We start from the raw sequence: 24,675 nt of genomic DNA on the forward strand, positions 1-24,675 counted from the left end.
AAAAGTATACTGAATAAAAATTCATGACATAAAATAGCCTCAAAAAAAACGCAAATAAAATAAAACACAATAAAATTAATTAAAAAAGACAGTACACCCCATAGTGCAATTCATCCACAACTTGCAGAAGTTGTGGTATTCTTGCATTTTAAAGATAAAATAGTTTCGATAAATACTATTATATATAATATTCAAAAATTATGAAAAAAATATTATCTATCAACCATAACTTAAATCACATTAACATACCATAAGTTAACTAAAACTTGCTTTTCAAACAGTTTTATGTATATTCCTATTTAAAAAACAAATTGAATTGTGAAATGGTCTGCGTTAATGTTAATTTTGACCAATAAAATTAAATTAAAAAAAGCAAGTATTGATTTTATAAACCCTACCTTTTCGAAAAACGCATCATGATGAAAACATTACAGACGATAGTTACGAATGTAAATCATTAGAGTGGTTAAAAAGAAAACTATCAGAGAAAATCTGATTAACATTACAAAAATTCGTAAATAACAGTTTGATATGAATCAAAAAAAGAAAATAAAAGGAATTTAAAATTACCCTTTATTTTTTAAACTTTATGGATTTTATCACCTTATCCTTAATGTAGATGACCTGGTAAGCGTATTTCTTGCCAACCTTAAGTTTACTGTAGACGTTTTTCTTAATGGTAAAAGTCACAACACCCTTCTTGTGGGTTTTAGCCTTGAAAGTCTTCTTGTTAAATTTCAGGTAAACCTTCTTGTTTTTCAGGTATTTCTTGTTAACATTTTTAAGAGTTACCTTGATTTTTCTCGATTAAATTATTGTCTTCTATTATATTAGCTGCTGATACGCATTAAATTCTCAAAAGCGCCAATACCAACAAAAATGAAATAAAATACTTCATTTTCCTAATTATATACATGAGACAAAATAGTGATACTTTGGCAAAAAAAAAACAGTTAAAATATAAAAATAGCTATCAAAGATTAGGAGAAATAACTTCAATAGCTATTGTAGACAGTGAATGAAACCTATATTTATATCATACAAATTTCGTCTTTTAATTAATTCTATATCGATGGAGAAATTAATAACTAAGAATTGTTATGCTCTCAATTAATAGTTATTGGCTAATGATGATTTAATCAACATAGAATAATTAATTTGAAAAATAATCAAATATCTCTATTCGACTATCTTTCTAACATTAGTAACGCATTACTAATCTTAGAAAGACAATTAGAAGAGAAGAATAGTTATTTAATAAATAACTATTCAACTATATGGCCAGATATTGATAATATTCGATGATTACAATTCTAATGGACCGAGTTTTGTTAAGGTATTATGAAATTCCTCCATTGTCTTTTGGAATTTTTCACCCTCAGAAGCTGAGATCCATTCATGGCGGAATCTTTCCTTTTCGATTCCGAACTCTTCAAGAATATCTTCAACGATTTTTGATCTTCTGGACCATTTGTAGTTACCCGCATCATAGTGGCAGTCTCCAATATGGCATCCTCCTACAAATACTCCGTCTGCTCCTTCCTGGAATGCTTTGAAAATCATTGAAGGGTTGATTCTTCCAGAGCACATTACACGAATAATTCTGATGTTTGGTGAGTATTGCATACGTGCGGTTCCTGCTGTATCTGCTCCACCGTAACAACACCAGTTACATAATAAACCTACTATTTTTAAATCATCAGACATCAAATCACCTCATAATTCGGTTTTTTCTGGACTGTATAATGGAGGTTTAATATCATCTGAAACTCCAGCTACATAACCAGTTCTATTGTAGTATTTTTTCTGTAATTTGTCAAAGATTAATGAAACAGGAATGTCCATTGGACATACGTCGTCGCATTGTCCACAGTCTACACAGCTGAAACTCATGTGAGACAGCCTGACACCCTGGAACGCTATTGGTGTTGGTGGAATGTTCTGTTCATCCTTGAAGTAAGGCTTGTTTAGTTCACAGTTTTCAAAGCACCAGCAAATCGGACAGACATCACGGCATGCATAACAGCTGATACAGCGACTCCATTCATCCATTTCACTGACTGTTGGATAAGTTGCATCCTGGACCTTTTTGGCCATTTTAATCATGATACCCTCTACTTTTTCCCTGCCGTCAATGGCTGGCTGAGCAGGATTTTTAGTTTCCAAAATTCCTGCTTTTTTAGCACCGTCGATCATTTCTTGGCCTTTTTCATCGTTGATTTCGATGAATGTCCAACCGTCTTCAGCACCCCAGTTTCCGCAAGCGATGTTTGCTTTTCTTGGGATTTTTACATCACATCTTTGACAGTTGGTACGACGTCCGTATCCTTCGTTTTCGAGGTCGTGGATTTTTACAGCTTCTTCGGAACCGTCTGCAAGTTCAATTATGAACTGTCCTTTATCTATTTCTTCGCTTACAACGTCGTCAGGGTCTGCTTCATAGAATAAGTCAATCATTTTTCTGCCTGCGACAGGTGGAACGGTTCCACCGCAGTTTAATCCGATGACATAAATATTGTCCTTATTGATTTTGTGTCTTGTAATGAGCTCTTCGATAGCCCTCATGTCACAAGGTTTTGCTGTTACTGCAACTTTTTTGTCAAACAAGTATTTTTGAACAAGGTCTCCAATCATTGTTGGAGCACAGTGATAGGAACCAGCGGTTTTCATTAAATCTTCTGAATTAGTTACATAAGTTGGTATTCCGTCATAGACGTCATCACAAGGACTTATCGCTAAAACTCCGTCAACTATTTCCTCATCAAGTAAATATTTAAGAATACTTGTTACAGCTCCCCCACATTCGCCTGCACTGTGAATATCATCATTTTGGGATTTTGCTAAAACATAACTCATTTAAATCACTATCCGTTTAATTTTTCAATTATCTCAATTTCACTTAATGCATCTGATTCGACTGCCGCTGTGAAAGATTGGGTTTCACCCATTGCATTTACAAATGATCCATCTTTTTCAAGCCATGTTTTGATTGGAACAACAATATCTGAAATCTCGGTTGTTTTGTTTGAACATGGAACGAAGCTGATAATTTTTGATATTCTTCCGAAATCAAATTCCAGTTCATCAGCAATATCATCGTTGAATACCAATAGAACTTTAGTATTTTCCAACAATTCAAGCATTTCATCTAATGATTTAGCTTCAATTATGCCAAAAGTGCCTTTTGAATTTGATTTGCTGAATACAGGCAAGCATTTACAATCCAATGCTTCGATTTTATCCAAGTCATCCTGTGAATCAACATAATTGAACACAATTACGGAAGCATCATCAATATTTCCCTTATTATTCTCTAAAAACTCCTGAACTGTAGAATTTGATGTTTCATCGGCAATATTGAATGTGACTGAGTTTTCGGTTTTTCCCAGCGCATAGATTTTTGCACCGTTTTGTTTTGCATGAACAATTCTTCTTCCGATTAATGGATTTTCATACAACAAATCCCCAATTACGAAGACTTTGTCTGCACCTGCAACTTCATCATATGAAGCAACATCACCAAAGTCTTTCAAATTATCTGCATAAAAAGCAATATTATAACCTTTAGATTCTCCAAATTTCTTTATTGCTTCAATTTCTCCAATATCATTATTACCAGAACAAATTATAGTTACGTCAGAACTATCAGCAGAGTTCAGCTCTTTTGATACCTCATCAATTGCTTTATCAATATCCACTTCTGATTTTGACACAATTGCCTTTTCAAATTTGTTTTGATAACAGTCAATTGAGTTCCTTCCATTTAGACAATTTTTTCCAGCATTTACCGGATGTCTTTTATATGGAAAGGTTCCCACAATTTCTCCATTGTTTATAATAACATTAAGTCCGCAGCCAACACTACATGACGGACATAATGTGTGCTTAATCTCCAACATATATTCATCACCACAATTTAGTTATAGAGAGTATTAGAAGTGTTTTCACTGCCTAAATTTGAATATTCTTTCTTTGAGATAATATGAACGGATTCCCGTGTTATAGAAATCATATCCATTAGAACATTAAATGCATGATAAAAGATTACTTGAGATAACTCCTCTTGATTGAATTCCTCAAATAAGTCCAATTTTACAATTCCTTCAACTTTAAAATTTAGATTAAAATTTCCGCATGATTTTAAAATAATGTTGAAATTTATCATCTTCTGATCCGTATTGGTATATTCAACAGACCAATCGATATCCAAATCCAAATTTGTATTTTTAGGATTTGTATCTTCTCTAATCAATCCAATTTTCTGCATATAAATTTCCATTATACTCCCCAACCATTTAATAACAATTATAAAACCAGGTACCCAATTAAATAATCTGATTCTTAGATTCTCCAAATAGTAATAACAATTATAAAAGGGGGCACCTAATCAAATAATCTAATTATCAATGGGAGTAATAACCATATAAATGTTTTTAAAGTATTAAACTCAATATTTGAAGTTGAATCAGAAAAATAAGCATTATCAGAAGTTTAATTTAGTATAAAATAAATCAGATTGTTGAAAATTAAATTTATTGAAATCTTATTAATTTTTTATAAAAAAGTATTACATTTTAAAAAATTTATAAAACTTAATAATTGATGCTCAAATTACCTATAGAGATATTTATTATGATTTAATTATAAAAATCAAATAATTATATAATTTTAAGATATAAAAATACCTTAAAAAAAGAATTGTAAAATATAAAACTTTTAACATTGATTTCTAAAAGTAATACTTTTTATAAAATTATTACTACCTAAAAACATAAGAAATTACAAAAAAGTAATATTATTGCCTGGATTTCATTTCATTCTTAAAGTTCAAAACCTTAAAAAAAACTTTCCATACCTAGATAATCCTTTGTCAGTTTATGATATAAATTTAACCAGTGATCAAAAAAGAAAAATTTCTTACCTGTATATTGAAGCATTAAACAAAATTAAAGATAGAGTAGTAAATAGCCTCCTACAGCTATTTACCGGAGCATATGATAAATTTTAAAATTGAGGTTTTTATCATATTAATTATCATGACCAATGATAATCTAATTACTAATCACCAGTAATAACATATATATAGTTTACTAAAGTAATACTTTATAATTTACTTAAAACGGATTAATAATTAATTAAATTCAAAAAACAATAAATTTCAATAATATTTACGAATAATTAAACTAAATATCTGAGATAAAAATGAAATTAAATAATTAGCGATTCCCAATTGTAATTTAAATCAAAAATCTAATAATTAAATAAAATTCAATGATTAAAAATTAAATCAAATCAAAATAGTAAAAAACTCCATTAAATTAAAAATGAAATAATTAAATTCAACAAAAGCATGAGAAAGATTATTACTACCCACTGATTAAAAAATAAAGATATAATCTATCTTCTTCATATTCAAATAACAACAATATGTTAAATGCATTGTATGCAAAATACATCTTAAATATTAAAATAAATAATTCAATAGCTCCCCATATGAAAATAAGAATAAAAAATCCATTTCATTAAAAATAAGCACAGATATACACAAAATTAAGCAAATAAATAAAAAGTCAATTAAGTAATACTTTTTTAAAAAATAATCCTATATAAATTCATAAAAAATAAAAAATAAGTATTACCAAAAAGTCATTATAAATATAAGAAAAAATACCTAAAATGCTCTAAACAATTGTTAAAGCATCAGGTACTTTCTTAAGAACATTTTCCTTAACAGTAATCATTGTAGAGGATGCTATTGAAAAGTCAGCACTCTCAGCTGCAATCTTATCATCGCTTTGGGGAATAATAGTCGCACTTAATGCATCCTGCAGATTATCAACCGTATTTTTCAATACCCATTCGTCAACATCGGAAATTATAATTTCATCAACATGCTTATCCAGCTCATTGGCAATTACCCATGATATGAATCTTCCGCCGTGAAGCGCGATAGTATTTCCTTCAGCCAGATTAACAATATCCTCCAAAGTGTGTTTTAATTCAATATTATGATACATTCTTGAGTTGACCAATGTTGCCCAATGCGCATCTCCAACGTGGAAAGCGCCTATTTTTCTTGGATATACATAATCTGGACCTGCAATTTTAACGGCAGTAGCCAGTGATAATAAGTCATGTTTTTGAACAGGAAGACCTCTGTTTGGGAATTCCTCATTGATGATTTGGATAATCCTTGGAAGTCCGAATTTACCTCTTCTTGCAGTACCAGGTTCATATCCGCACATGTATCCGTGATGATTTTTTGGAAAACCGGTAATTACCATATTTAAACCGGAACGCAATCCTGCACGAACCTCATGTTCATAAGCACCATTGGTTGCAACAACCTTTCCAGGAGACAATATCCTTGCAGCGGCAATTGTTTTTGCAAAGCTTTCAGTGGTGTTTTCACATCTGTTGAACGGACCCCCTTCAACCACAATGACATCAGCACCGATTTCAATGGACTTTTCAAAGCCTGTTATGACCTCATCATAACCGTCACCAACGAACATGATGGATTCCAAACCTCTGCCATATTTTTTAGCCAGCTGTGCAATGTCTTCAGCTTCCCTTAAAGGCGCTGCATGACCGTCCCCAGTCTGTTCAGAAGTAACATTGACTGCAACAGATGAAGATAGCTTAACCCATTCCTCCTTATCATCCTTCTGTTCCAGTTCCTTATCAATCAAACGTTCGTGAATCCTTTCTCTAGGACATTCAGTGAATGCAGGACCCTTATTATAACATTCACCACCACAACCACTGATATTTTTTGGAAGTCTCATTGCACCATTTTCTCCAAAGTGATCCAAATCAAGAGGAACGTCAACGATTTCATGGACCTTTTGCATCACTTCAAGACCTGTCATTCCGAATTTTTCTCCGATATCTGAAAATGCGTATGCACATATATGAATCGGGGCACCTATCATATCTGATAAACGACAGTTGCCAAGCAAATCCATTATCTCCAAATCGGATGCACATGTTCCAGCAACAACTTCAGTCAAGTCACAGCCTAAGGGAAATCTTTTAAACTGCATCCCCAATTTCATTGTCTCATCCGGGGAAAGTTCAGAAATTGCATCAACAACTGATGTCACATCCTTGTCCATTTTTGAAATTTGAATTGCAGCATCATCATCATAAACCGCTTTTCTTATTAAGTCATACATGAAATTTTACTCCAAAATTACTTTATCTAATAATATTTTCAGTGAAATCCTTAATAAATATCTTTCGATTTAGGCATACCTAAAATAGGTTTAAAATCGTTCATATAATAAAATAAAAAGTATTACAAAATGATAACATAATAAAGAAATAGTAATACCAGTATTACTAGAAATAAATATATACTAAAAAAATAATACCAAAAAAAGAGTAATAACAAGTTTTAAATAGTACTATAATTTAAATATAATTTATTACTGCATGGAATAATACTACCATAATTTGTAATACTGATGAGTCTCTCTCATTGAATCCATGCAGTAAAACTTTTAAAATAGATTAAGCTATTATAAAAGTTCATAAAATAAGGAGACAAAAAAAATGATTCTTTCTAAATTAAAGGAAAGATTCGAAAACGATAAAAAAGGAGACAAAAAAATGAAAGTAGCAATTTTAGGTGCAGGATGTTACAGAACACACGCTGCAAGTGGAATTACCAACTTCTCAAGAGCTTGTGAAGTTGCAGAAGCAACCGGAAAAGAAAACATTTCTATGACCCACTCCACCATCGAAATGGGTGCAGAATTATTAGAATTAGCAGGTGTAGACGAAGTAGTCGTATCCGACCCTGTATTTGACGGAGATTTTGTTGTAGTGGATGATTTTGATTACACAGAAGTGATTGCAGCACACAAAGCAGGAAACCCAGAAGATGTAATGCCTGCAATCAGAGCAAAAGTTAATGAATTAGCAGAAACTGTACCAAAACCAGCAAAAGGTGCAATTCACTTTACTCACCCAGAAGATTTAGGAATGAAATGTATTAACGATGACTCTGAAGCTGTAGCTGACGCTGACTGGGTAATGACCTGGTTACCAGAAGGAGGTATGCAACCGGACATCATCAAAAACTTCGCAGATGACATCAAAGAAGGTGCAATTGTAACTCACGCATGTACCATCCCAACCACAGGATTAAACAAAATCTTCGAAGACTTAGGAACCAATGTAAATGTAGCTTCCTACCACCCAGGTGCTGTACCTGAAATGAAAGGACAAGTATACATTGCTGAAGGTTTCGCTGACCAAGCTTCCATTGACACCTTAATGGAATTAGGTCAAAAAGCAAGAGGATCTGCATTCACATTACCTGCAAACATGGTAGGTCCTGTATGTGACATGTGTTCCGCAGTAACTGCTATTACTTACGCAGGTATTTTAGCTTACAGAGACACTGTTACTCAAATTTTAGGTGCTCCTGCCGGATTTGCACAAATGATGGCTAACGAAGCTTTAACCCAAGTAACCGCATTAATGCAAGATGAAGGTATCGACAAAATGGACGATGCTTTAAACCCAGCTGCATTATTAGGTACTGCTGACTCAATGAACTTCGGTTCCTTAGCAGAAATCGTACCTACCGTGCTCGATTACTTAGGTAAAGACAAATAAACACAAATAAGTTATAATTGTTGATTCTTATCAACAATTCTTTAACTTATTTTTTAATTGCTGTGAAAAATAGCCATTAAAAAATAAGTTAATGATTAAAGATAAAAAAAAAATTAAGGTTAGGTGTTAAATTGATTGATGAAATCTTAAATAAAGCAAAACAAGGACAAGAATTAAGCGATGAGGAATTTTTAGAATTGTTGAACATCGAAAACGATGAGGATTTGGAAAAGTTGTTCATGATAGCTTGCAATATAAGAGACAATCAATCAAAAGTAATCAAATTAACATCTACAGTCCATCTTACCAACAAATGTCAAATCCAACCTAGATGCGAATATTGTGGATTTGCAGAAGAGACTTCCAAAAAAGGATACTACAACGCATTTTACAAATCCAATGATGAAATATTGACCGCTGTAAAGTCTATTCAAAAGGCACATATTCCTCGCGTAAGCTGTTCTGGAGGATACGGATACAAAGGAAAGCAAGCAGTAAATGCATGCAGAATTGTGAAAGGACAATCAGATTTGGAAATTCTTGTAAATGTCGGTGGAGATTTGACCGAAAAATCCGTACAAGAATTGGCCGAACTGGGTGCCGATACCATTTGCTGCAATTTGGAAACAATTAACGAAGAAGTATTCTATAAAAGAAAACCTGGAGATTCACTGGATCAAAGAATAGAAACCTGTAAAAGAGTAAGCGAAGCGGGTGTGGGATTGTCTTCAGGACTGCTTTTAGGTCTTGGTGAAAGTAAAGAAGATAGGATAAAACACCTGCGTTACTTATCCAACTTCAAAACCTTGGAAGAAATTCCAATAATGGGATTCAATCCATATGAAGGCACACCAATGGAAAATCATCCCGCATTTCCATTGAAAGAACAGCTGAAAATGGTTGCGATTACAAGAATAATGTACCCCGAAATCACAATTACAATGCCTACACCGACAGTGGGTCCTGAAAATGTTGAATTTTCACTAAAAGCCGGTGCAAATAACCTTGCTACAGTAATAGCAGACAATTACCCTCACGAAGTTAAGGGCGTGGGCTCTCCGGAATACGGTAATTATACTGAAGTTGTTAATGTTATTGAAAAATTAGACTTGATACCTCAAACTATTTAATCACTTTTTTTAAAATATGATAACATGGCATTTGAAAAGATGATAAGAAATGCATTTGAACAGTCAAGAGATGACTGCAGATTTGGAGACACTATTGAAGAAATCAGAGAGATTCAGGATTACATGAAAAATGCTGAAAAGATATGCATTCCAAATAAAAACGGAATAAAGGTTGAAGTTTTAGACAGAGTTTTAAGCGAGTATGGGCTGCCTCAAGCTGAAATGCTTCAAATTGACACAAATACAGCAGACACTAGTAGAATTCCAGCCCTAGCAAAGGCATATATGGCACTTGACCAAAGTGATGCCGATTTGATAATAGCCAGGGGACGTTTAGGAATTCCCGGTTCAGGATCACTGCTTATTTTTATAGACAACAAGGGAAGAATATTGACTGCTGGAACCTCCCCATCACATGCAATTCACAAAAAGCCAATAGAGGAAGCAGTTTATGAAGAGGCATCTGAAGCCCTTGAAAAAATCGGATTTAAAAAAATTGAAGGTTAAAACATGGATATCGATACTGGAATCACACCCGAAGTGCTTACAATCAAATCTGAAACTAAACTGATTGATATCTTTAATGAAATCATTTCAAAAAAGTCAGAGGCTGTTTTAAACTATATTGAAGGTTTAAATCTTTCCGCAGATACAAAAATAATTGTTATCGGAACATATTTTACAGGAGTAGGAATCGTTAAGAGATTAAGCGAAAAATATGAAAACATACTACTGATTGACATTTATCCCCATTTGGAAGGTCTTCTCTATACTGATGTTGGAGGAAAGCTCAAAAACAGCGTTGATTTTTCTTCAAATCTTGATTTGATCTATTCGGGAGATGTTGTGATTGATACAACCGGATTTGGAGGCATAAATGTTGAGCAGTCCTCAAAATTTGATGTTGACGCATTCATAATAGAAGACCCGATAGCTGAAGACAATGACCCGCTTTTGAAAGATAAGAACAACATTGATGAAAGACTAAATGCAGTCAAATCCCCTAATAAGGCAATAATAAAAACCGAAGGCATCAATACGAAAACATCCGGAACAATGACATTGACAATCGGCCTTTTAAGCAGAGCTTTGAACATATGCCTTGAAAAGAAAGGCACACTCTACAGCGCATGTGAAATGGGATTTTTTGAAGAGGTAATCTTTAAAGAAAAAAATATCGATAAGTTCATTGAACTCGCAAATGCAAATGCCCTTAAAGTATCCACAATAAGCCCATTCAATTGTGACGGAGTCATCAGCGAAGAGATGAAAAAAATTACCGCAAGGGTGATTTAAATGAAGCTCGGTGAAATAATTGACTTTTTGGATGAAAGGATACCCAAGTCATTGGCCTTGGAAGGTGATGAAATCGGATTCAAAAAAGATTACGATTTATCGAAGGATATTGAATCAGTAAAGATTTACATGGATTTGCTGCCGGAAGATGATGTTAAAAGCGAAAATACTCTGATAATAACCCATCATCCGCCACTGTTCATTCCAGAAACACCGACTTACACAATACATTCAAATTGGGACATAATGGATGGTGGAGCAAATGAAGCATTGGCAAAAGCACTGGATTTAGATGTTATTGATTATTTCGATGAAAATACAAAAATCGGAAGAGTCTGCAAGGTGGATGAAAAGTTTACAGAACTGAAAAACAACATTCTAATGAAATTCAAAACCGCAAGAATCGTAAACGACATGGACGATGAAAGGACAATAGAAAAGGTCGCAACTATATCAGGTTTTGGATTAAAAAACCCCGATTATATAAAATTAGCCAAAACAAAAAATTTAGATGTTTTGATTTCGGGAGACCTGACTCAGAAAACGGCAATTCTTGCCAAAAATTTAAAAATTACATTGATTGACTTAACCCATCATGAAAGTGAAGTTCCAGGACTCTATGCCCTTGAAAACATCATGAAAGAACTTGACATCAATACTGAAGTTATCGACAAAAACCCTATAGAAGTGATAAAATGACAAATGACGAAATTAAAAAAATGGAAGACAGGCAAGTCCCACACGGAAGAATTGATTTGATTGGATGCGGAAGATTAGGTTTAAGAATTGGAATAAACCTAATGCAGGTTCACAGAGGCGGACCAAAGACAATAGGTGCATTTGACGGTCCAAAAGTAGATGGTGGAGATGTAATTTTCACACTACTTGGAGCCAAAACAGGTCAAAACAAACCTGATTTTATTAAACAGCTATGTACCCACAAAAAGGAATTCAGAGAAGTTTTAAGCCATTCAGAATACATCACAGACGAAAATCTCGATTTGATTGAAGGAGATGTTGTAATCATCGTCATTGCCGGAGGAAATACCATACCTACTGCAGCCAAAATAATAAAGCATGCCCACGAAAGAGGTGCAAAAACCATAGGAACTGCAGGAATATTCGGATATGAAAATGAAAATATCGAAATAAAAGACATTTCAGAATATGATGACACCAATCCCGCTATTGAAGAGTTAAGAAAACAGGGAATAACTAAAAATCATTTGGTTTTAACAACAAACAAGTTAATCAGAGACAATGAGCCCGTAACACCATATACTTTAGATGAAGTTGCAAAAATCATTACAATGAATGCATTGAAGTTATTGGATGACAGAATATGATTAAAATAGCTACAGCAGAATGCTTTACACAAGGAAAAATCGGAAGGGAATTGCATGCATTGGCTCAAAGTTATGAAGGAAACTTTGGAGCAGAGTACATTGAAACCCCAAAAGAATATGGTGATTTCGATTATAATGACATTAGCGTAACCTGCAGCTTATTTATTCCAACAATTGAAGCAGTAAAAAAGGTATTGAATGTTGAAAATCCACCAAAACCCAAAAAATTAATCAAAGGCATTAAAGTCTATGATGAAGCCGGAGATAAATCCATGAGTAAAATCATGGCAAAGGCTGTAAAAGAATTAAGCGGTTGTGACATAGCCATTGGAACAACTGCAGGTATCGGACGTGGAGGAATATCAATAATTACAGACACCTGCGAAATTACAACAACAACCAATGTTTATGCCGATTTATGTGAAAATAACAGCGAAGAATTATACCAGCGCAGCGAAAATGGAATTGAAAAAGCATTGAAGATAGTGCTATTGCTTCTAAATGATGATTTAGATAAGATTAACTCTTTTGAAAACATAGAAATAACCGCAATTGGGTTTAATATATGAAGATACTGTTAAAAAAAAAAACCGTGAAAGTTTTAAAATAAAGATAGATTCATTCTATCTCATTATTCTTTTTTTATTCAAACAAAAAAGCCGTAAAACAAAACTTTATTATGATTGGACAAAGACGGCTTTAGAATTATATGAATCCAATTTTAGAAAAATTTCCCCCTAACAGGTCCCACAAAAATCTAAAACTATTAATTTATTCAAGACCAAAAATAAATTATAAAAAGAATTAAAGAAATTGGAGGAATGAATTTTGAAACTATATAAAATAACTATTATTATATTGTTCGTGTTTATTTTCTCAATAGGCGCCGTTTCAAGCCATGATGCAAATCAAACTGCATATTTGGATATTGGAACAGATGTAGAATTGGAATCCGGGAATCCCGATTTAGTTTCAACTTCAACAGGCACATTTATTGATTTGAACACAAGCATATCACAAAGCAGCGAGAAGATAGATATCTCTCAGGATTACGCATATGACAGCGAAAAAGACAAAAATCTCTCAAGCATTGAAATAACTAATAAAAATTTATCAATTAATGGCAATAATCATATCATAGATGGTAATGGCCTAACAAGGATCTTCACAATCGATTCTTCAAACATTGTAATGAACAATCTGATTATCAAAAATGCAAACTTATCAGCTATTTTCATTCAAAATTCAACATTAAGAACATACAATGTTACCTTTGAAAACAATATTGCTAAAGGTGGCGGTGCAATTTGCGGAGTATCTTCCATTTACAACAGCAGCAGAGATAGGTTTATCAATAATTACGCTATGCAGGGCTCTTCAATTTACCTATCCGATAAAAGTGAATTATATCTTAACGATGGAACTTTTAAAAATGATGATTACTTCGATTGGGGTTTAATATATTTGAATTCTTGTACAGTTGATATACAGAACACTTCTTTTTATAATTCAACATCAAATTATTGTCCTGCAGTGTATATTGGAGAGTGTGAAGGCAGAATTAAAAATTCCAAATTTGTTAATTTGCATGCGAATAAGACAGCAGGTGCTGTAGCTTTAAAAAAGATTTACAAGGAATTTTCCATCGAGGATTGTGAATTTATAAATGCCACCAGCGAAAAGAATGGGGGTGCAATTTATTCCGACGTAAATGGAGATGGAGACTTGCCACGGGGAAACCTGAATATTGTCAATTCCCGTTTTGAAGATTGCTCTTCTGAATTTGGTGGTGCCGTTCTTCATTTAGGAGGACTTTTAAATATAAACAATACAAATTTCACTTCAAATATTGCTGATTATGATGGAGGAGCTGTTTATACTTCAAACTCTTATGTTAGTATCTATAATTCCAATTTTATTTCAAATAAAGCTTTAACAGATGGATTTTCCAATGGTGGTGCAATATTTAATGATAAAGGATCATTAGAATTAATTGGCTGTACTATTGAAAATAATGTGGCAAGCAATGCATCTTCAATTTACAGCTATGAATCAGAATTAACCCTGAATGAATGCTACTTTAACAACCCTACTGTAAACAGTACCAGCATCTGCATGGTATTTGGCAGAGGATATTCACAAAATGGAACCAATTTCAACAATGATGTCCTATCCTTAAACAACACATATTTTGATACAAATGTAAAGAGCTCTCAAAAACCGTTTGTGATTATCAACAATAAAATCCATTATGATGAACTGCCGGAAAGGTTTGATTTAAGGGATTACAATTGGGTATCTCCAGTTAAAAAACAAGGGGATATGGGTGCCTGTTGGGCATTCGGTAATGTTGCCGCATTAGAATCATCATTGATGCGATACCTGAATATCACCTATGACTTTTCCGAGAACAATGTGCAAAACTCAATGCTGAAATATTCAAAATATGGCGTTTCCACTATTACGGAAGGAGGAGACTTATATACTGCAGTGGGATATCTGATTAGTTGGCTTGGAATATCACCTACAGAATACGATAGCTATGATGAATTGGGTAAAATTTCACCAATTATAGCTTCATCTAATGATGTTCACATATTCGATGCGGTTTTTGTCCCTGCAAGAAATAATGTAACAGATAATTATTTAATCAAAAAGGCAATTATTGATTATGGTGCTTTAGCCGTTTCATGCTTTGCAGTTGAGGATGGAATTTATTTCAATACAAACACTTCTGCACAGTACATAAATGAATCCTCAACCGAAAATCATAAAGTCTGTGTGGTCGGTTGGGATGACAATTACTCCAAGGATAATTTTGCAATCACACCGCCAGGTGACGGCGCATGGATTATCAAAAACAGTTGGGGTAGCGAATGGGGAGACAAAGGTTACTTCTACATATCCTATTATGATGGAAGCTTTGCATCCAAAAAAGAACTTACAGGATATGTTATTAAGAATGACGTCAATTATGACATGATTTATCAGCACGATATCGGCGGAGATTTAGTGTTGCTAGATGCGAAATATTATATGAACAAGTATATTGCAGAAGAAGATGCCCTAATTGCTGCTGTTGGAACTTATTTCGACAGCTCTAACTTAAACTATGAATTCACGGTTTTTGTCAATGATGTTGAAGTATATAATCATAAGGGCGCAAGTGAATTCAGGGGATATTCCACAATACCATTAAACAAATACATAAAAATCAAAAAAGGAGATGCCTTTAAAGTTATATTCAAAAATAAGCCCCCTGCATTAACTGACGGCAGGACACCTATTGACAAAGGTGTGACATTCCAAAGTGATGATGGAAAAACCTGGGATGATTTATCCAGCACCCAACGCGTAGCGGTTTTAAAAGTTTACACAATTCCTGATTTGAATATTGCTGATGATTTGGTGAAATATTATGGTGACGATACTCCATATACTGCTAATGTCCAGCCTGGAGATAAAGTGACCTTTGAGATTAACGGCATTACTGCAACAGTAATAGCGGATGAAAACGGAACTGCAAAGCTTGGCGTTGATTTGAAACCTGACACATACTATATAAAAGTGAATTACAATGGAACTAAGTATCCTTTCAATGTTATAATCAAAAGCACAATCGCATCCCAGGATGTGACCAGAGGATATAACAGTAACTATGACTATCAAATCCAATTGTTTGATAAAAAAGGCAATGCTTTAAACAATACTGCAGTCAGTGTGACCGTCAATGATAAGACTAGCAAATATACAACTGACAGCAACGGTTTTATCACCATTAAATTTAGCAAATTAACCACAAGTCAGAAAATTAGCATCATTAATCCATCCACTCATGAAACAGATGCCAATACAATCAAGGTAGTATCAAGATTCAGCGGAAATTCAAACATCAACATGTACTACTTTGACGGATCAAGTTATAAGTTCAAGGTTTATGGTAATGATGGAAAATTGGTTGGAGCAAACAAAGTTGTTAGCGTTAAACTTAACAAGAAGACATATAAAGTTAAAACAAATAACAAAGGTGTTGCATCATTAAAAATACCAAATACCATTAATCCAGGTACTTACACAATAACTGCGACTTATGCCGGTCAAACTGTTAAAAATACTGTAAAAGTAAAACAGGTACTTAAAACAGCTAAAAAGACAGTTAAAAAATCAGCTAAAAAATTAGTGCTTAAAGCAATGCTGAAAAACCAGCTTAAAGGTAAAGTTATTAAATTCAAATTCAATGGAAAAACCTATAAAGCAAAAACCAACAAAAAGGGAATTGCTCAAGTAACCATTAAGAAAAATGTCATTAACAAACTCAAAAAAGGAAAAACATATGCCTTTAAGGTAACTTATGTTAAAGACACAATAAAATCAACTGTTAAAGTCAGATAATAAGGAAATAATTATTTTCCTTATTTTAATTTTTTATACAGCCGTCCACCAAATTCATGCAAAATTAAGAAAATTCAATGTTTTATATAATTTTTTGTAGTTATTTACTTAGTTGGATGCCAATATTTTCATCAACCTCATACTGTACGTATCTCCTGAAGTGGTTAATGACATGTTTTCTAAAAAAAAAGAGGTAGATGCTGTTGCATCTACTGAAAATATTAATGAACTCCAGCCTGAATTGCTGATACAATAAAACCAGAAAAATCTATCATTAAATGAACAATATATGATACAAATACGTTTTTTGTTTTCATATAAGCATTCAAATTAAATATAGAACCTAGCCCCTGAATTAATAGTATTTCAACTGTCCGATATTTTCGGACGATCAATAATTTACAAACGAAATTTTATTGCTGTACTTTTTTCACCCATATATCAAACATAAAACATTTTAACACTTCAAAAGCAATTTTTACTTGAGTATAAGCCAAATAGAAATTATTTATACTATTTTATCTAATATTATAAGTAATCAAACTCTTGATCCAAAAGGAGGCGATATTATTAGGAACAAAATAATATTTCCGATGAGAGAATTTAGAACAACTGTTCTATTGAACTCTCCTCTTGGTAAATCTATCTATTTGAATGGAGGAACCCTTATGAGTGTCCAAAGGAAATTTTGGATTGGAGTGCTCATATACACCATAATCACGTGGTGTTTGGCATTCTACATCATATGGGTTACATATAACTAATCCGATGACTTAATTGATTTCTCCTTTAAACTGCAGAAAACATCAAATATTATAATTATTGTTTAGCGATAGCCTTAACGGGTTATTTTTGGGTTTGTTGGATTATAATCGACACTCTCTGCAGTTTATAAATTAAAAACAGTAAACTTTATATAAAATATATTTCATAATATTCAGTAGAGTTTAAAATCCACATTGGATACAATTAAATTCTAAACTATTTGAATAGATAGATTTTAATTCAATGTCTACTTGTTCCAACATGTGAAAACATGTTGTAGACATTGATTTGACTAATTTTTATTTGCTTTGTTCTTTTCTATTAGGGATTTTAATTCTTTTAATCTCCAGTCATGTTCATTTATCTCAGATGCTTTTATAAAATAGTATAACACCCCATCATAATCATTTAAATCAATTAATGTGTACGAAATGTTTATTAAATATTCGATATTATTGGGGTTGCCATCAACAGCCAATTTAAAGTAATGATATGCTTTTTCGTATTCTTCCAGGTTAACCTATGAACAACCTAAAGAATTATAAATAAATGGATCAGTGTTTCCTAATTCCTCAGATTCATTCAGATAAATCAATGATTCTTCAAATTGATTTAATAAACTTAAAATAGTACCTTTAGCAGATAAGATTTCTGGGTTTTTACTAAAAGGAATATGCGATAATCAACTAGTTTTAAAGATGCTTTCAAGTAATTATTTTCCAAACAAAAACTAGTCAATCTAGTCAACATCCATTCAAAAGGAAATATTAATAACAGAATAACAGCAAAAGAACATGCCAATAAAAATAGATTGGAATTTACCAGTCCTTCATAAATATTTAAAAGACAGCATCCAAACAAAGCAGCAAATAAAAACAAAAGAAGTTTATCGTGCCCCACATCTACAAATCTAAAAAATATAACGAGTATTAATAGAGAAACAAAGAAAATATCTCTTAGATAAAAATTATAATATGCACCAATCAACAAATTGACAAATAATATAATCAGAACAATGAAATACTTCCCTTGTTATTCATGTTAACATATTATTTAAAAAAAAATCATATAAATAGTTGATGATAACATTAAAAACCAAAATCTAAAATGTTACATTATGTTAATGTGCCCTAATTGAATCAAATCTAAAAAAGCGCCTGATTTTATCAATATTAACTAATTGGAATCATAGATTATTTTTTTAACATTAACATTGAAAATTTAACAATAATTCAATCAGAATTACTTGAATAAATACGAACAATTCGTATAAAACTTATAAAAAAGTTCTGATACTTATCGATTTCAAGCACTAAAACTCTAGTAAAAAATTAATTTTTTGATAATTACAAAATTTTTTGAAGTAGTGAATCATGCTCTAAATACTCATTAATAATTATATCTAGCTTATCCAAAAAAAACTATTTATTTGTTTGTCTAATAATGTTTCTTAATTTTTTAAATAAACTGATGTTTTTATTATTTTTATTGTTGAACTTATATTTTTAAAAAATATTTATATGATTATGTTTATTAATGAGATTTTTTTTCAATAGGATTTCCCATAATTTAAATTTTTTATATTTTATTATAACTATTTTTAATTATTTTAATAAATTTATTATTTTAATAGTAATTTAATTAATATTTTTATTAATTATAGAATATTATTCAAAAAAATCAACATATTTATATAATATTGTTTTCAAAATTCTATTCAATGGAGAGAAATCCGGATATGCTGACTATGAAGGATTTAGATGTGGAACACACATTCTAAAAGCCACATTGATAATGAAACAAACAAGATTGCAAGAAATGGTGCTGTATTCAATGTTGCAAAAGATACTCTTATCATCAGTTCAGAAATGTAATTGTAGTTAGGGAAGATGCAAATATGCTATTTAATGTATCTAACCACTAAAACAATCCTATTTCAAGTGATGCAATCGTGACAATATTTTGGTAGGGAAAAATTATACATAAACCTGCAAAAATTGTCAATGAAAACTGTGAAGAAACTAGATGTTAGATTAGATTTGAAATACTTTGATTCAAGTTTTGGATTATCTATTAACCTTTATGTTAGGAGCAATATCATTATTAATTATTTATATAATAACTAGGATTGAATTCTTCATTTTTATTTAATATTGAGGGATTAAAATGAAAAAATATATGATGTGCACAATATTTCTTTTGATATTTATTTTATCGATGGGATTTATCAGTGCGCAGGATTTAAATGATACAAGTCAATCGATTATTGATGATGTAAATGATGTCGCCATTGAGGATTCAGATTTACTTTCAGCTTCTCCCAAATCATTTACAGAATTAGAAAAAGATTTGCCAACATATTAATGTCATCTAGCTGAACCTGAAAAAGATTGATGTTAAATGACACTAGGAAAAATCAATTGTCATATTTGCCACCCTTACTTTTTTTAGCCCATTTCGGCGCAATGCGCTTGAAGAATCTTACGGTATTTTCATTAGGAACATGGTCATATCTGAATTTGCTGTAGAAAAGCAAAATTGCCGCAGATAAATTTAACAATAGACATATAAACATCATTAAGTTAGCTGATTGAATAAATAAATAATCAATATGTTCAGATCCCAATTGCTGGCCTCCAATGAAAATGGACAATATGACTGTGAAAATTCCAGAACTTAAAATTTTACCTAATTCTTTACTGGTGGATAAAACTGAACTTGCATCAGGCAGATCTTCCTCATCCACAAGAGTTAAAACATATTTATTATTTGGAGCTGAAAACAATCCATTGCCTATTCCTTGTAATGCGCATCCAACAAGAATAATATTAAATGGTATAAAATCAACAAAGAAAAATACGACTGATGATGCGAATATGAACATCATTGCAACGCCTGATATTATTCTTGAGTCAATCCTATTTGAAAGCCTGCCTGAAAAACCGGATGTTCCTATCATGATAATAGGTGCAATAAGAAGAATAAAGCTCACAATAATCTCTTCAACATCTAAAATATATTGCAAATGCAGTGACAGCACAGTAATGGTAATTGTTGTAGTGAAATAAGTTATCATAGCAGCATAATTTCCAATCACATATTTAGTATCCTTAAGCAACTGGAAGTTAAATATTGGTTCGGGGACATTTTTTTCAACTTTAACCAATATTATTAATAAAATAACGCTTATTACTACAAAAACAATTCCAAACTCATCCAGTATTGTCATTCCATAAGTAAATAGACACATCATAACAACGTAGATTAGTGAACCTTTATTGTCTACATGTTTCTTTTCGGTGGCCCATTCATAGTCAATCCCATTCAATAATATCAGCAGAATAGCTAATATTGGAAGTACCATTAAAAATGCCCATTTCCAATCTAATGCAACAATTGCCAATCCCATTACTACTGGAGCAATTAACAATCCAATATATCCTGCAGATGAAACTACCCCTAATGCAGAACCTATTTCACTATCCTCAAATTCTTCAACTACAATAACATATAAGCTAATGGCCAATATAGCAGCTGAAAATCCTTGCATTAATCTAGATAAAAGAAACATAATATCATTTATCGAAAATACTGAGATTAAAATAGAAAAAAACAGTAATAAAAGACTTACTTTAGTGGATTTTTTAACCCCATACTGTGAAGTGATTTTAGCAAAAGGCAGACTGAAAGCTACAAAACTCATCAGATAAATTATATTTACCCACAAAATTGCTTCAGCAGAAAAATTTAAATCAACAGCAATATTTGGCAGAGCAATAACAGTCATGTTAGCAATTAACTGTATGATTAATTGAGTTATCGCCACAACAATTAAAGTTGATTTTTTCTGTGAAATTTTAAAAATAATATCCCCACCATGGAATAATATATTTTATATTGCATATTCTTATTATATTTGCCTAACTCATCTCTAAGATAACAATATAAACACAAACAATCATATAAAACGTATGATATTGTTCGCATGCTTCGATTTGAATCACAAAACCTACTAAAAGATTTATTTATAAATTGAAGCTCCTCGAATAAGTCCATTAGACTCTTCAAAAACTTTGTGAAAACCTTGATTTTGTTTGAATTGAATCTTTTTTTGAAATATACGTTACCAAATATGAATTTAAGCAAAATAAACTACTTAAGACCTATTTACTCTTAAAAAATTAAAAAAAACAAGAAATAGACGTGGTGGGACTCGAACCCACGAAGCAACTAATGCATAAGACCCTGAATCTTACTCCTTTGACCACTCGGATACACGTCTAAAAGAAATATCTGAAAAAGTAATCCAAGTAATGGATTTTAACCATATTATAATAATATTTTTTTTAGTATAAATATGTAATCTTATTCGACCCATTGATTGTTAGGCCAACCGCCTTATATTCTTAACTTTCACCAATTTTTTAAGTAATGACACCTATGAAAACAACATTTACCTGATGAAGAAATATATTAAGAAGCATTCCAAAAAGGTGTAAAACTAGCTAAATCAATTAAAGGAGAGTATAAAATGGTTAATTTAGATGGAAGTATTGAAAAAGAAATTGAATCCATTATAGGCAAATATCAAAAAGAGAAGTAAAACATTTGCAGCATTATGATAAAGAACCCTCAAAAGAATACAATCAATTCGTATAAAACGTATGAAAAAGTTGCGATACTTATCGTTTCAAGCACTAAAACTACAGTATTAAAATAATTTTCTAATAAAATAAGAACTTAATAATAGGATAGAGTTAAAAATAACTCTAAACCATTATTAAAAATTGGAACCATAAAATGAATTCCAACGAATATCCAATAATACTACTTGCCTTTTTTAATATATAAAATTTTGTAAAAAAATAAAAAGTAATACTTTATATAATAAAAGTAATAAATAATAGTACTCTGGAACAGATAAAAATTCTATATAAAATTAGGAGTCATAGAATGATAAAGCGAATATCCAAAATATTTTATCCTCCTAAGGAAGGTGAGTTGATGGTAGAAATGCTTCTTGACTGCATTATTTTTTTAACAGTCACTTATATTCCTACCTTCATTGGTTAAGAATATAACAAGCATTTTTTCTGATTGACGATTGATAGGAATCAAAGCTAGGTTAACAGTTTTCAAGGTGAGGATTCTAAAAAACGAACTTCGATGAAGTGGAATTTTAATTTGTGACATTATTTGACAAATTGATTGAATTGATTAGTGTGGATTACCAATCCACTCTACCATCACCTCAAATATATCAAAAAATCATTAACTTTAATCAATCACATATTTACGAACATTTCGTATAAAACTTATAAAAAAGTTCCGATGCTTATCATTTCGGCACTGAAACTCCAATACAAAGTTTAATATCTACAATTAAATATTGGAAATGATTCCACACCTTGATATAATCATATATGAAAATCTAAAAACATTTTTTTTTTGCACTCTGAAAAAATACATTTTAAGGCAAGTATTGCACCAATATTAGAAAAAACTACTTTGGAAAGTAGATTTTAAAATTTTTTACAGCAAAAATTTAAAAAAATAAAAGAATAGCTTAAAATAATTTAAGCTATATCAGAATATAATAATCCCATTACTCTATTTTCATAGAATAACAACCATGCATCTAAAATTGCTGCAACGATTGAAACTACAGGAGTTATTAAATCCGCTGGAGCAAAATTAAGAATTATCGTGAGAATAATGGTTAATATAAATACTATTATAAATCCCACAATTGTTGCTGCGATTATGGTTATAATTACTTTACCTATTCCAATTGCTTTTAAATCAGCAACGACCCCTCCAATATCCAATGCACTTCCTAAATTGTCTGTTTTAGATAACCTGCATACTGCCATTGTTAGGGCAAATGCAAAGATTATAGCAACTATTAATCCGAGTATTGTAGCAATCCAATGCTGGAATATGGCTCCTAAAACCACTATGATAATTATTGGAATTATCATATAGACAATAGAAATGATAATGTATTTTAATCCGTTTGATATCTGTCTTGCCAGATCAATTTCTGGTGCATCTGCACTCCTTTTGATTGCAAATTTAATAACATCAAGGGAAAATCCTAACATTAATAATGCTATAGCAATTACTATAATTACACCTATTATTCCTAAAACTATTCCGGAATCAAAATTAAGAGACAATTTTGTAATGCTTGTTATTCCTGTTAATACTTCAACTACACCAATAAGAAGACCTAATACTAAATAAAGCAATAATGCCTTAATATTGGAAGTTGGATATTTTACTGCATCTTTGATTATTTCGCCTAACTCCATTTCATCACCTTTGAGATAATTAAACTCTATTACCCATATTATCTGTTGATTTATTTAAAAAAAGTATAATTTAAATAAATTAAGCCGATAATATAAATTCTAATTCTGAAGAAAGGATTTTAATTGTGGAATTATTACTATAGCAATAATCCGAACTAGGAAGATAACCAATACTAAGTCCACAACCAAACAATATTTTAAATCCTCATTCTTTTTTCTTAGACCATGCCCCAGCAACTATTGCAGCAATAGCAACTAATGCTATACAAATCCAAAATATATCACTCATATTTCCACATCCTAACGTTAATTATTTATAAATCTATCCAAGGGTATATATAAATGTTAAAGATTAAATATTTTTTTTAGAAATTTTATAATAAACTATATAACATATAGAAAAATATAACATATTTTATACAATTAAAAATTACATAATTTTAATGAATATTAAAAATCAACAATGAAAAAAAGTTTATTTTATACTAAAACAAAATCCATATGAATACGAACATTTCATATAAAACATTTGATAATTATAAAATTTTTGAAAGTTATCCCAAACCTTATCTATAGGTAATTTTCAGTTATTTTAGTTGCAGATTCAACCATTATTGGACAAAACTTTGAATAGATTATTATCCAATGCGTATTTAACCTTCTTCGGTTCTAATGTCACAATTAAGTAACTGTCTATAGATATTAATCCATTTCCTTTTCAAATTCATCTAAAATTTTTCACATACTTCATTACTTTTAATTTTACTTTCACCATATTTAAGGCCTAATGCCATTAGTGCACCT

The 24,675-nt window shown here is 31.4% G+C and carries 18 protein-coding genes; 10 read left to right on the forward strand and 8 right to left on the reverse strand.

Annotated features, from left to right (window positions below):
• Positions 1-1,305: 1,305 nt before the first annotated feature.
• The 5 genes from UIB65_RS09015 to hmdC form a co-directional block, all read right to left on the reverse strand.
• A complete protein-coding gene (locus UIB65_RS09015; protein ID WP_330041055.1) occupies positions 1,306-1,707 on the reverse strand; it encodes a hydrogenase iron-sulfur subunit in 402 nt (133 codons plus the stop codon).
• A 9-nt stretch (positions 1,708-1,716) separates the two neighbouring features.
• Positions 1,717-2,856 (reverse strand): Coenzyme F420 hydrogenase/dehydrogenase, beta subunit C-terminal domain, encoded by a 1,140-nt coding sequence (locus tag UIB65_RS09020; RefSeq protein ID WP_330041057.1) that lies wholly within the window; start codon positions 2,854-2,856, stop codon positions 1,717-1,719.
• 8 nt (positions 2,857-2,864) lie between these two features.
• Positions 2,865-3,899 (reverse strand): molybdopterin-dependent oxidoreductase, encoded by a 1,035-nt coding sequence (locus tag UIB65_RS09025; RefSeq protein WP_330041058.1) that lies wholly within the window; start codon positions 3,897-3,899, stop codon positions 2,865-2,867.
• Positions 3,900-3,916: 17 nt separating this feature from the next.
• A complete protein-coding gene (locus UIB65_RS09030; protein WP_330041059.1) occupies positions 3,917-4,279 on the reverse strand; it encodes a pilus assembly protein in 363 nt (120 codons plus the stop codon).
• Between the two features lie 1,402 nt (positions 4,280-5,681).
• Positions 5,682-7,178, reverse strand: a complete 1,497-nt coding sequence (gene hmdC / locus UIB65_RS09035; RefSeq protein ID WP_330041061.1) for a 5,10-methenyltetrahydromethanopterin hydrogenase cofactor biosynthesis protein HmdC — start codon at positions 7,176-7,178, stop codon at positions 5,682-5,684.
• Between the two features lie 436 nt (positions 7,179-7,614).
• Here hmdC and hmd point away from each other — a divergent pair, with 436 nt between their 5' ends.
• The 9 genes from hmd to UIB65_RS09080 all read left to right on the forward strand — a co-directional run bounded on the left by hmd (position 7,615) and on the right by UIB65_RS09080 (position 17,048).
• Complete coding sequence (gene hmd, locus UIB65_RS09040; RefSeq protein WP_330041104.1) at positions 7,615-8,628, forward strand: 5,10-methenyltetrahydromethanopterin hydrogenase; 1,014 nt, start codon at positions 7,615-7,617, stop codon at positions 8,626-8,628.
• A 131-nt stretch (positions 8,629-8,759) separates the two neighbouring features.
• Positions 8,760-9,758, forward strand: a complete 999-nt coding sequence (gene hmdB / locus UIB65_RS09045; protein WP_330041062.1) for a 5,10-methenyltetrahydromethanopterin hydrogenase cofactor biosynthesis protein HmdB — start codon at positions 8,760-8,762, stop codon at positions 9,756-9,758.
• A 24-nt stretch (positions 9,759-9,782) separates the two neighbouring features.
• Positions 9,783-10,265: a DUF3236 domain-containing protein gene (locus UIB65_RS09050; protein ID WP_330041064.1), complete on the forward strand. Its 483-nt coding sequence runs from the start codon at positions 9,783-9,785 to the stop codon at positions 10,263-10,265.
• Between the two features lie 3 nt (positions 10,266-10,268).
• Positions 10,269-11,054, forward strand: coding sequence for an SAM-dependent methyltransferase HcgC family protein (locus UIB65_RS09055; protein WP_330041065.1), 786 nt, complete (start codon positions 10,269-10,271; stop codon positions 11,052-11,054).
• A complete protein-coding gene (locus UIB65_RS09060) occupies positions 11,055-11,753 on the forward strand; it encodes a Nif3-like dinuclear metal center hexameric protein (protein WP_330041067.1) in 699 nt (232 codons plus the stop codon).
• On the forward strand, positions 11,750-12,400 hold the full coding sequence (locus tag UIB65_RS09065) for a hypothetical protein (RefSeq protein WP_330041068.1): 651 nt from the start codon (positions 11,750-11,752) through the stop codon (positions 12,398-12,400). The genes UIB65_RS09060 and UIB65_RS09065 overlap by 4 nt, the downstream gene beginning before the upstream one ends.
• Positions 12,397-12,969, forward strand: a complete 573-nt coding sequence (locus UIB65_RS09070; protein ID WP_330041069.1) for a FeGP cofactor biosynthesis protein HcgF family protein — start codon at positions 12,397-12,399, stop codon at positions 12,967-12,969. Before UIB65_RS09065 ends, UIB65_RS09070 begins: the two co-directional genes overlap by 4 nt.
• 259 nt (positions 12,970-13,228) lie before the next feature.
• On the forward strand, positions 13,229-16,792 hold the full coding sequence (locus UIB65_RS09075; protein ID WP_330041070.1) for a C1 family peptidase: 3,564 nt from the start codon (positions 13,229-13,231) through the stop codon (positions 16,790-16,792).
• 112 nt (positions 16,793-16,904) lie between these two features.
• A complete protein-coding gene (locus UIB65_RS09080; RefSeq protein WP_330041071.1) occupies positions 16,905-17,048 on the forward strand; it encodes a hypothetical protein in 144 nt (47 codons plus the stop codon).
• 801 nt (positions 17,049-17,849) lie between these two features.
• On the opposite strand, the gene UIB65_RS09085 is transcribed toward UIB65_RS09080, so the two are convergent.
• Positions 17,850-18,035, reverse strand: coding sequence for a hypothetical protein (locus UIB65_RS09085; protein WP_330041072.1), 186 nt, complete (start codon positions 18,033-18,035; stop codon positions 17,850-17,852).
• A gap of 1,688 nt (positions 18,036-19,723) precedes the next feature.
• Here UIB65_RS09085 and UIB65_RS09090 point away from each other — a divergent pair.
• A complete protein-coding gene (locus tag UIB65_RS09090; RefSeq protein WP_330041073.1) occupies positions 19,724-19,921 on the forward strand; it encodes a hypothetical protein in 198 nt (65 codons plus the stop codon).
• A gap of 52 nt (positions 19,922-19,973) precedes the next feature.
• On the opposite strand, the gene UIB65_RS09095 is transcribed toward UIB65_RS09090, so the two are convergent.
• Both UIB65_RS09095 and UIB65_RS09100 read right to left on the reverse strand, forming a co-directional pair.
• Positions 19,974-21,383, reverse strand: a complete 1,410-nt coding sequence (locus UIB65_RS09095; protein WP_330041074.1) for an MFS transporter — start codon at positions 21,381-21,383, stop codon at positions 19,974-19,976.
• 1,750 nt (positions 21,384-23,133) lie between these two features.
• Positions 23,134-23,871, reverse strand: a complete 738-nt coding sequence (locus tag UIB65_RS09100) for a DUF4013 domain-containing protein (RefSeq protein WP_330041075.1) — start codon at positions 23,869-23,871, stop codon at positions 23,134-23,136.
• Positions 23,872-24,675: the final 804 nt, after the last annotated feature.

Origin of the sequence: Methanobrevibacter sp. (assembly GCF_036307625.1) — an archaeon.
GTDB lineage: Archaea > Methanobacteriota > Methanobacteria > Methanobacteriales > Methanobacteriaceae > Methanocatella.

Coding starts and splice junctions, on each gene's coding strand:
- UIB65_RS09015 (WP_330041055.1), bottom strand. CDS start 1,707: ATGTCTGATGATTTAAAAATAGTAGGTTTATTATGTAACTGGTGTTGT.
- UIB65_RS09020 (WP_330041057.1), bottom strand. CDS start 2,856: ATGAGTTATGTTTTAGCAAAATCCCAAAATGATGATATTCACAGTGCA.
- UIB65_RS09025 (WP_330041058.1), bottom strand. CDS start 3,899: ATGTTGGAGATTAAGCACACATTATGTCCGTCATGTAGTGTTGGCTGC.
- UIB65_RS09030 (WP_330041059.1), bottom strand. CDS start 4,279: ATGGAAATTTATATGCAGAAAATTGGATTGATTAGAGAAGATACAAAT.
- hmdC (WP_330041061.1), bottom strand. CDS start 7,178: ATGTATGACTTAATAAGAAAAGCGGTTTATGATGATGATGCTGCAATT.
- hmd (WP_330041104.1), top strand. CDS start 7,615: ATGAAAGTAGCAATTTTAGGTGCAGGATGTTACAGAACACACGCTGCA.
- UIB65_RS09050 (WP_330041064.1), top strand. CDS start 9,783: ATGGCATTTGAAAAGATGATAAGAAATGCATTTGAACAGTCAAGAGAT.
- UIB65_RS09055 (WP_330041065.1), top strand. CDS start 10,269: ATGGATATCGATACTGGAATCACACCCGAAGTGCTTACAATCAAATCT.
- UIB65_RS09060 (WP_330041067.1), top strand. CDS start 11,055: ATGAAGCTCGGTGAAATAATTGACTTTTTGGATGAAAGGATACCCAAG.
- UIB65_RS09065 (WP_330041068.1), top strand. CDS start 11,750: ATGACAAATGACGAAATTAAAAAAATGGAAGACAGGCAAGTCCCACAC.
- UIB65_RS09070 (WP_330041069.1), top strand. CDS start 12,397: ATGATTAAAATAGCTACAGCAGAATGCTTTACACAAGGAAAAATCGGA.
- UIB65_RS09090 (WP_330041073.1), top strand. CDS start 19,724: ATGAAAAAATATATGATGTGCACAATATTTCTTTTGATATTTATTTTA.
- UIB65_RS09100 (WP_330041075.1), bottom strand. CDS start 23,871: ATGGAGTTAGGCGAAATAATCAAAGATGCAGTAAAATATCCAACTTCC.